The organism is Mycobacterium gordonae, assembly GCF_001417955.2.
Classification (GTDB): Bacteria; Actinomycetota; Actinomycetes; order Mycobacteriales; family Mycobacteriaceae; genus Mycobacterium; species Mycobacterium gordonae_B.
Genome location: NZ_LKTM01000299.1, coordinates 41,769 through 50,968 on the forward strand (window position 1 = coordinate 41,769; position 9,200 = coordinate 50,968).

Below are 9,200 nucleotides of genomic sequence, written 5' to 3' on the forward strand. Positions count from 1 at the left end.
GTTGACAGAGCAAACTGCCGGCGGTTCCAATTCGCGTCCCAACGAATACGCCGATGTCCCGGACATGTTCCGCGAGCTGGCGGGCTTCACCGCCGGCTCGGCGGAATTCCAGCGCCACCAGGACAAGATCGTGGAGCGCTGCCTGCCGCTGGCCGATCACATCGCTCGGCGGTTCGAGGGGCGTGGCGAGCCACGCGATGACTTGATCCAGGTCGCACGCGTCGGTCTGGTCAATGCCGTCGTCCGCTTCGACGTCGAAACCGGTTCGGATTTCGTCTCTTTCGCGGTGCCCACCATCATGGGCGAGGTCCGTCGCCACTTCCGCGACAACAGCTGGTCGGTCAAGGTTCCGCGCCGGCTGAAGGAACTGCACCTGCGGCTGGGCACCGCCACCGCCGAGTTGTCGCAGCGGTTGGGCCGCGCGCCCACCGCAACCGAACTCGCCGCCGAGCTGGGTATGGACCGGGCCGAGGTGGTCGAGGGCCTGGTTGCCGGCAGCTCCTACAACACGCTGTCCATCGACAGTGGTGGCGGCAATGAAGACGACGATGCGCGCGCCATCGCCGACACCCTGGGCGACGTCGACCAGGGCCTCGATCGCATCGAGAACCGCGAGGCGCTGCGCCCGTTGCTGGAGGCGCTGCCGGAGCGGGAGCGAATGGTGTTGGTACTGCGGTTCTTCGAGTCGATGACGCAGACGCAGATCGCCGAGCGGGTGGGCATCTCGCAGATGCATGTGTCCCGGTTGCTGGCGAAATCGCTAGCTCGACTCCGGGATCAGTTGGAGTAGCCGCGACTGCGCGGACCGCTTCGGCTCATTGACCGGCAGCACGCCGTCCGGGTCGCAGATGCGCAGTAGCCGGGACACGGCCACACTGGGCACCATTGCCCATCGCACATCGGCGCCCGAGCACCCCACATTGATCCGGTGCAAAGCCGAAAAACCGGCTGTGCCAATGAATTTCAGGCCGGTCAGATCCAGTGTCAGCCAGCGGCAGTGCTTGATGCAGCGCGCGACGTATTCGGCGAGCAGGTCGGCGTTGGCGGCATCAAGCTCGCCGTACGCGCTGACCGTGCCCGAACCGTGTTCCCACTGGGCGGTGAACTCGGCGTTTTCGCATTTGAGCCAGGTTTGGGAGATAGACATTTGTGAGCTCCATCAGTCGACGGTGGTCGTTGCTGTGGATCACATCAAGTGGGCGAGATGCCGCTTTTAGAAATCGCACCTACCGGACGTTGTTTCCGGGGGGGCTGTGAACTCAACCTATTTACGACCCTACCCGCGATGCGGAAGGCCGACAAACGAAGGCGCCGGATTCACAGAAAGGCCGGCCAGGCCACCGCCGCCTTCCGCAGCCTTGAGTGTGCGGCCACTGCGGCTGCACCGGCGTGTCGGCCGTGGTGAGCGCACACCCAACGCGGTGGGCGCACACCCAACGCGCCCCGGCTACTTGATTTCGGCGAGCACCGTGCCCTGAGTGATGGCGGCACCGGGTTCCACGGCCAGGCCGGTGATCACACCGTCCTTGTGCGCGGTGACCGGGTTCTCCATCTTCATCGCCTCCAGGACTACCACCAGGTCTCCGGCGGCGACCTCCTGGCCTTCCTCCACGGCGACCTTCACGACGGTGCCCTGCATCGGTGCCGTCACCGCGTCACCGGAGGCCGTTGCACCGGAGTGCGCACCCCGCTTGCGCGGCTTGGGCTTGCGGCGCACCACCCCCACGGCGTCGGGCGCGCCATTGGACAGCGCCAGATCTCCGGGCAGCGAAACCTCGACCCGGCGGCCGTCGACCTCGACAACCACCTTGTGCCGCGGCCGGCTCTCCTCCTCGTCGATGGGCTCGCCGCCGGTGAAGGGCTCGATCTGGTTGTCCCACTCGGTCTCGATCCAGCGGGTGTGCACGGTGAAGCCGTCGTCGTCGCCGATGAACGCCGGGTCGGAGACCACGGCGCGGTGGAACGGGATCACCGTTGCCAGCCCCTCGACCTGGAACTCGTCCAGGGCGCGACGGGCGCGCGCCAGGGCCTCGTGACGGTCGGCGCCGTACACGATGAGCTTGGCCAGCATCGAGTCGAACTGGCCGCCGATCACCGAGCCGGTCTCGACGCCGGAGTCCAGTCGGACGCCGGGGCCGCTCGGCGGGTGGAACTTGGTGACCGGACCGGGGGCGGGCAGGAAGCCGCGTCCGGCGTCTTCGCCGTTGATCCGGAACTCGATGGCGTGGCCACGGGGCGTCGGGTCCTCGGTGATGTCCAGCTTCTCGCCGTTGGCGATCTTGAACTGCTGCAGCACCAGGTCGATGCCCGCGGTCTCCTCGGTGACCGGATGCTCGACCTGCAGACGGGTGTTGACCTCGAGGAAGGAGATCAGGCCGTCCTGGCCCACCAGGTACTCGACGGTCCCGGCGCCGTAGTAGTGCGCCTCTTTGCAGATCCGCTTGGCCGACTCGTGGATCTCCTTGCGCTGCGCATCGGTCAGGAACGGCGCCGGAGCCTCCTCGACCAGCTTCTGGAAGCGGCGCTGCAGCGAGCAGTCGCGGGTGCCGGCCACGATGACGTTGCCGTGCTGGTCGGCGATCACCTGCGCCTCGACGTGGCGGGGCTTGTCGAGGTAGCGCTCCACGAAGCACTCGCCGCGACCGAAGGCGGCGACGGCCTCACGCGTGGCCGATTCGAACAGCTCAGGGATCTCCTCGATCGTGCGGGCCACCTTCATACCGCGTCCACCGCCGCCGAAGGCGGCCTTGATGGCGATCGGCACGCCGTACTCCTGCGCGAAGGCGACCACCTCGTCGGCGTCCTTGACCGGATCCGGCGTGCCGGGCACCAGCGGGGCCTGGGCGCGCGCGGCGATGTGGCGGGCGGTGACCTTGTCGCCGAGGTCGCGGATCGACTGCGGGCTCGGCCCGATCCAGATCAGCCCGGCGTCGATCACCGCCTGGGCGAAGTCGGCGTTCTCCGAGAGGAAGCCGTAGCCGGGGTGCACGGCGTTGGCGCCGGACTTGGCGGCCGCGTCCAGTAGCTTGCCGAAGTCCAGGTAGGACTCGGCCGAGGTCTGCCCGCCCAGCGCGAACGCCTCGTCGGCGAGGCTGACGTGCGGCGCCTCGGCGTCGGGTTCGGCGTAAACAGCCACGCTGGCCAGTCCGGCGTCCCGGGCCGCCCGGATCACCCGGACCGCGATCTCACCGCGGTTTGCGACCAGAACTTTGGAGATCCTCGAGCTGGCGTGACTGGGCACTGGCGCCTCCTGTATCGACGTCTTCTGGGAGTCTCTGGAAGAGATTTCTCTTTAAGAGATTTTCTTACAAGTCTTGTCGGGGGAAGTTTATGCGGCGCGCCGCGGACCCGGGCAGGCGGTTCCCTATTCAGGCGCCTTCGCGCAGCCGCCTCTTGATTCGCGCCAGCATCGCCGACATCCCGCGCAGCCGAAGTGGGCTGATCAGAGCGGCCAGACCGAGTTCTGTGTAGAAATCCTCCGGCACCGCCAGGATCGCGTCGGCCGGTTGCTCGTCCAGCCCCGCCGCCAGGATGGCGGCAAATCCGCGGGTGGTGGGTGCTTCGGCGGGAGCGCTGAAGTGCAGTCGCACCCGCTGCGGGTCGCTGGCGTCGACATGCAGAAACAGCGGCGACTGACACTCGGGGACCGGCTCCATCGCCGCCTCGGCCAGATCGGGCGGCAACTGGGGAAGCTCGTTGGCGAACTCCAGTAGCAGCTGCAGCTTGTCCTGGCCCTGGACCTCGGCGAAGTCGGACACCACTTCCGCCAGGGGCGCCGGCATGCTCATCAGCCGGTGACGGCTCCGGGGTCGGACCCCGCGACGATCGGCACCCGCACGGTGTTGCCCCACTCGGTCCACGAACCGTCGTAGTTGCGGACGTCCGGCTTGCCCAGCAGATGGGTCAGCACGAACCAGGTGTGGCTGGATCGCTCGCCGATGCGGCAGTAGACGATGGTCTTGTCGTCGGGCTCGAGGAACCCGTACAGCTCGTCCAATTCCTCGCGGCTGCGGAAGCGCCCGTTCTCATCGGCCGCCTTGCCCCACGGGATGGAGCGCGCGGTGGGGATGTGGCCGGCGCGCAGCGCCCCCTCTTCGGGGTAGTCGGGCATGTGGGTGCGCTTGCCGGTGTATTCGTCGGGGGAGCGTACGTCGATCAGCGGCTCGCTGCCCAGGGCCTGCAGCACGTCGTCCTTGTAGGCGCGAATCGGTGCGTCGTTGCGCTGTACGACCGGGTAGCCGGACGAGGTCCGGTGCGGGACGTCCAGCGTGGTGTCGCGCCGCTCGGACAGCCAGAGATCGCGTCCACCGTTGAGCAACCGCACATCGGGGTGACCGAACAAGGTGAAGACCCACAACGCGTAGGCCGCCCACCAGTTGCTCTTGTCCCCGTAGATCACCACGGTGTCGTCGCGGGCGATGCCCTTGCTGTCCATCAGCGCGGCGAACTGCTCGCCGTTGATGTAGTCGCGCACGCGCGGGTCATTGAGGTCGGTGTGCCAGTCGATCTTGACGGCGCCGGGGATGTGGCCGACGTCGTAGAGCAACACGTCCTCGTCGGATTCGACGATCGCCAGACCGGGCGAGCCCAGGTTGGCGGACAGCCAGTCGGCGGTGACGAGCCGTTCGGGATGGGCGTAGGCCTGCAGGGTGGGGCTGGGATCGGGTGGAAGCGGCACGTTTCAAAGCCTACTCAGTGCTTGCGCACCACCCGCTCGGCCTGTCCCGGCTTCCAGATGGTGACGTCCAGGTGGCCGTCGCTGACGTGGACCGCCGACGCCCCGGTGAGGTCGACGCCGATGAGGTCGAACTCCTGGCCGCGGAGATCCAGGCCTATGTCGTCGAACAATGCGTCGGCGAAGCGCTGATGCTGATCGCCGTAGGGCACCGTGTAGGCCCGGCCCCACAGCTTCGCGTCGCCGTCGGTGACCTCGGTGTCGACCGTCGCGGTGTGCAGGCACAACCTCGGGTCCCGTTGCAGGTCGCGGTATTTCGTAGTGTCCGGCATGCCGGAGATCCACAGCGTGTCCTCGAATATCCGCGGCTCCATCGGGCTGATCCGCGGGAAGCCGTCCGAGCGAAGCGTGGCCAGCATGCACAGGTTGCGCGCGGCGCGATGGCGGCGGCTGAAGGTGGTGGAGATCTGCGGTGCCTGCGCGGTGAATTCGGTCCAGGTAGCCATGGTTGACCACGCTAGGACGAGGGTCCGACGTTTCCCGTCCACAGTTCGGCCACCGACAACCCACACCGCAGCAGCAGAGCGCGCAGCAGCGGCAGGCTCACGCCGATCACGGTCGACGGATCGCCGCCGACGCCGTCGATGAACCACCCGCCCAGCCCGTCCAGGGTGAACGCGCCGGCGACCCGCAACGGCTCGCCGCTGGCCAGGTAGGCCTCCAGGTCGGAATCCGCCGGAGTGCCGAAATGCACTGTGGTGATTGATGTTTCGGCTTCCACGCGGACGACGGCGTGGTCCCGCAGCTGAATCAGGCAGTGTCCGGTGTGCAACCGCCCGGTGCGCCCGGCCATCGCCCGCCACTGCCGGCGCGCGTCGTCGGTCGAGACCGGCTTGCCGCAAAGTCGGCCGTCCAGATAGAGCATTGAATCGCAGCCGAGGACGACGCAGTCGGCGGTCACCTCGCGCTCCTCGAGCGTGGCCGTCACATGTTCGGCCTTGGCGCGCGCCAGCGCGCGGACCACCTCGTCGGCAGCGGCGCGGGGCCCCAGCGCCGCGATCAGTGCGTCCTCGTCGATGCCGGAGACGCGCACCAGCGGGTCGACGCCGGCCTGACGCAGCACTTTGAGCCGGCCGGCCGAGGCCGACCCGAGCACCAGCCGCGTCATTGGCGCATGTGTGTCATTTCCTGCAGGGTGATGCGCTGCCAGCTGTAGACCGGGTAGCGCAACTTGTCCACCGGCAGGCCCCACCGAGACGGCTCGGGCGGGGCCGGCTCCGGCGCGTGGCCGATGGTGCCCAGGACGGCGACCAGAGCGGCCAGCTCCTGGTCGGTAGGGTGCCCCCGGAGCACTTGGATGTGCGGCTCGTGCGGGTGCGGTGCCTGCGCCTCCACGGCTTCGCTCACGTCGCTCACGTCGTCGCTCACAGCGGAATGTTCCCATGCTTCTTCGGCGGCAGCACTGCGATCTTGCGTTCCAGCAAGCGCAGCGCCGTCCCGATGTAACCGCGGGTGTGCGACGGCGGGATCACCGCGTCGACGTATCCGCGCTCGGCTGCGATATAGGGGTTGACCAGCGTGTCCTCGTACTCCTGCTGCAACTCCAGCCGCAGCGCGTCGACGTCCTCGCCGTTCTTCGCCGCTTCGGCCAGCTTCTGCCGGTAGACGAAGCCGACGGCACCCGAGGCGCCCATCACCGCGATCTGCGCGGTCGGCCACGCCAGGTTCACGTCGCAACCCATGTCCTTGGAACCCATGACGCAGTAGGCGCCGCCGTAGGCCTTGCGGGTGATGACGGTGATCTTCGGGACGGTCGCCTCGCCGTAGGCGTACAGCAGCTTGGCGCCGCGGCGGATGATGCCGTTGTATTCCTGGCCGGTGCCCGGCAGGAAGCCCGGCACGTCCACCAGCATGACGATCGGGATGTTGAAGCAGTCGCAGGTCCGGACGAACCGGGCGGCCTTCTCCGAGGCGTTGATGTCCAGGCAGCCCGCGAACTGGGTGGGCTGGTTGGCCACCAGCCCGACCGGCCGGCCGTCGATGCGGCCGAACCCGACCACGATGTTCTGCGCGTAACCCGCCTGGATCTCCAGGAATTCGTCGTCGTCGAGGATGCGGGTGATCACTTCGTGGATGTCGTAGGGCTGATTGGGCGAGTCCGGGATCAGCGTGTCCAGTTCGATGTCCTCGTCGGTGAGGTTGTCCTCGATCGCGCCGACGGGCACCGGGAACGGCTCGCGGGGGGCATCGGTGGCGTTGTTGGGCGGCAGGTAGCTCAGCAGGTCACGGACCCAGTCGAAGGCATCCTGTTCGCCGGACGCGACATAGTGCAGCGTGCCCGACTTCGCCATGTGGGTGTGGGCGCCGCCGAGTTCTTCCATGGTGACGTCTTCGCCGGTGACGGTCTTGATGACGTCGGGCCCGGTGATGAACATCTGGCTGGTCTGGTCGACCATGATCACGAAGTCGGTCAGGGCGGGGGAGTAGACGTGCCCACCGGCGGCGGCGCCCATGATCAGCGAGATCTGCGGGATGACGCCCGAGGCCAGGATGTTGTTGCGGAAGATCCGGCTGTACAGGCCCAGGGAGACGACGCCTTCCTGGATGCGGGCGCCGGCGCCGTCGTTGATGCCGATCAGGGGCCGGCCCGTCTTGATGGCCAGGTCCTGCACCTTGACGATCTTCTCGCCGTAGACCTCACCCAGGCTGCCGCCGAACACGGTGGCGTCCTGGCTGAAGATGCACACATCGCGCCCGTCGATGGTGCCGTAACCGGTGACCACACCGTCGCCGACCGGACGGTTCTTCTCCAGGCCGAAGTTGGTGCTGCGGTGCTTGGCCAACGCGTCCAGCTCGACGAACGAGTCCTCGTCGAGCAGCGCGGTGATGCGCTCGCGGGCCGTCAGCTTGCCCTTGGCATGCACCTTGTCGACGGCGGCCTCACCGACCGGATGCAGCGACTCTTCCCGGCGCTTGTGCAGTTCGGCGAGCTTGCCCGCCGTCGTGTGGATGTCGATGGTGTGCTCGGCAGCGGGTTCCGCCGTGTGGTCCGCAACGCTTGTCATGGGAGTCGATGTTATCGGCAGCCCCCTGCCCGGTCCTTAAGCAGCCCTTAAGTAGTCTCCGGTCATGGGTGGCCCTGGTGCGATGGACTGGTCAGAGGAGCACGATGTCCTGGTCGCCGGGTCCGGCGGAGGTGGTGTCACCGGCGCCTACACCGCCGCCCGCGAAGGTCTCGACGTGCTGCTCATTGAGGCGACCGACCGGTTCGGAGGCACCACGGCGTACTCCGGTGGCGGCGGAGTGTGGTTTCCCTGCAATCCGGTGCTGCAACGCGCCGGCACCGACGACACCATCGAGGACGCGCTCACCTACTACCACGCGGTCGTGGGGGACCGGACGCCCCGCGAACTGCAGGAAACCTTCGTCCGCGGCGGCGCCCCGCTGATCGAATACTTGGAGCAGGACCCTGACCTGAAGTTCGTGCCGCTGCCGTGGCCGGACTACTACGGCAAGGCGCCGAAGGCCCGCCTGGACGGCCAGCGTCACATCGCGGCGAAGCCCCTGAAGGTGGCCGCCGCCCCCGAGCTGCGCGACGCGATCCGGGGTCCGTTGGATACCGACCGGCTCGGGGCGCCCACCCCGCCCGACTACTACATCGGCGGCCGGGCGCTGATCGCCCGGTTCCTCAAGGCCATCGGCCAGTACCCCAACGCGTCGCTGCGGCGCGATACCGAGCTCGTCGAACTCGTCGTCACCGACGGCGCCGTGCAGGGCGCCATCGTCGAGAGCGAGGGCACGCGCAGGGCTATCCGCGCCCGTCGCGGCGTGCTGCTGGCCGCGGGCGGTTTCGAGGGCAACGATGAGCTGCGCAGCCGGTACGGCGTGCCCGGAGTCGCGCGCGACACCATGGGCGGGCCGGGCAGCCTGGGCCGGGCGCTGCAGGCGGGGATCGCGGCGGGTGCGGACACCGACCTGCTGGACCAGGCGTGGTGGTCGCCGGGCATGAACCATCCCGACGGGCGCTCCGCCTTCGCGTTGTGGTTCACCGGCGGCATCTTCGTCAACCAGGACGGCAACCGGTTCGTCAACGAGTCCCGGGCCTACGACCGGGCCGGCCGCGAGATCATCGCCCAGTTGCAGGACGGCTCGCTGACCCTGCCCTACTGGATGATCTACGACGACAAAGAGGGCGAACGGCCGCCGGTCAAGGCCGCCAACGTCTCCATTGTCGAGACGCAGAAGTACGTAGACGCCGGGCTGTGGCACACCGCCGACACGCTCGAAGATCTGGCGGTCAGGATCGGTGTGCCCGGCGACCGGTTGGCCGCGACCGTCGCTCGATTCAACGCGTTTGCCGCCGCCGGCGCCGACGAAGATTTCGGCCGCGGCGACGAGGCCTTCGATCGGGCCTTCTCCCAAGGTGCCTCACCACTGGTGCCCCTGGACACGCCGCCGTATCACGCCGCGGCCTTCGGCATCTCGGACCTGGGCACCAAGGGCGGGCTGCGCACCGACACCGCCG

General features: G+C 68.1%; 9 protein-coding genes and 1 pseudogene. 2 read left to right on the forward strand and 8 right to left on the reverse strand.

The window, feature by feature from the left end; all coding sequences use genetic code 11:
- Position 1: 1 nt before the first annotated feature.
- Positions 2-790, forward strand: coding sequence for an RNA polymerase sigma factor SigF (locus AO501_RS19950; RefSeq protein WP_055579347.1), 789 nt, complete (start codon positions 2-4; stop codon positions 788-790).
- Here the strand turns inward: AO501_RS19950 and AO501_RS19955 are convergent.
- The 8 genes and pseudogenes from AO501_RS19955 to AO501_RS19990 form a co-directional block, all read right to left on the reverse strand.
- On the reverse strand, positions 761-1,147 hold the full coding sequence (locus AO501_RS19955) for an STAS domain-containing protein (RefSeq protein ID WP_055579348.1): 387 nt from the start codon (positions 1,145-1,147) through the stop codon (positions 761-763). The genes AO501_RS19950 and AO501_RS19955 overlap by 30 nt on opposite strands.
- A gap of 300 nt (positions 1,148-1,447) precedes the next feature.
- Positions 1,448-3,241, reverse strand: coding sequence for an acetyl/propionyl/methylcrotonyl-CoA carboxylase subunit alpha (locus tag AO501_RS19960; RefSeq protein ID WP_055579349.1), 1,794 nt, complete (start codon positions 3,239-3,241; stop codon positions 1,448-1,450).
- Positions 3,242-3,368: 127 nt separating this feature from the next.
- The gene (locus AO501_RS19965) at positions 3,369-3,788 is read right to left on the reverse strand and encodes a SufE family protein (protein WP_055579350.1); all 420 of its coding nucleotides are present in this window, start codon (positions 3,786-3,788) and stop codon (positions 3,369-3,371) included.
- Positions 3,788-4,678 carry a sulfurtransferase gene (locus AO501_RS19970; protein WP_055579351.1) on the reverse strand — a complete coding sequence of 297 codons (891 nt, stop codon included), beginning with the start codon at positions 4,676-4,678 and terminating at the stop codon, positions 3,788-3,790. The genes AO501_RS19965 and AO501_RS19970 overlap by 1 nt, the downstream gene beginning before the upstream one ends.
- Before the next feature lie 14 nt (positions 4,679-4,692).
- Positions 4,693-5,181 (reverse strand): pyridoxamine 5'-phosphate oxidase family protein, encoded by a 489-nt coding sequence (locus AO501_RS19975; RefSeq protein WP_055579352.1) that lies wholly within the window; start codon positions 5,179-5,181, stop codon positions 4,693-4,695.
- 11 nt (positions 5,182-5,192) lie between these two features.
- Positions 5,193-5,843 carry a Maf family protein gene (locus tag AO501_RS19980; RefSeq protein ID WP_055579353.1) on the reverse strand — a complete coding sequence of 217 codons (651 nt, stop codon included), beginning with the start codon at positions 5,841-5,843 and terminating at the stop codon, positions 5,193-5,195.
- Positions 5,840-6,100 (reverse strand): annotated as a pseudogene (locus tag AO501_RS19985) (acyl-CoA carboxylase subunit epsilon); the annotation flags it as partial. The gene AO501_RS19980 and the pseudogene AO501_RS19985, both read right to left, overlap by 4 nt.
- Positions 6,100-7,740 carry an acyl-CoA carboxylase subunit beta gene (locus AO501_RS19990; protein WP_055579355.1) on the reverse strand — a complete coding sequence of 547 codons (1,641 nt, stop codon included), beginning with the start codon at positions 7,738-7,740 and terminating at the stop codon, positions 6,100-6,102. The pseudogene AO501_RS19985 and the gene AO501_RS19990, both read right to left, overlap by 1 nt.
- A gap of 64 nt (positions 7,741-7,804) precedes the next feature.
- Between AO501_RS19990 and AO501_RS19995 the strand changes: the two genes are divergently transcribed.
- On the forward strand, positions 7,805-9,200 hold a 1,396-nt coding region (locus AO501_RS19995), incomplete at its 3' end, for an FAD-binding protein (protein WP_055579358.1).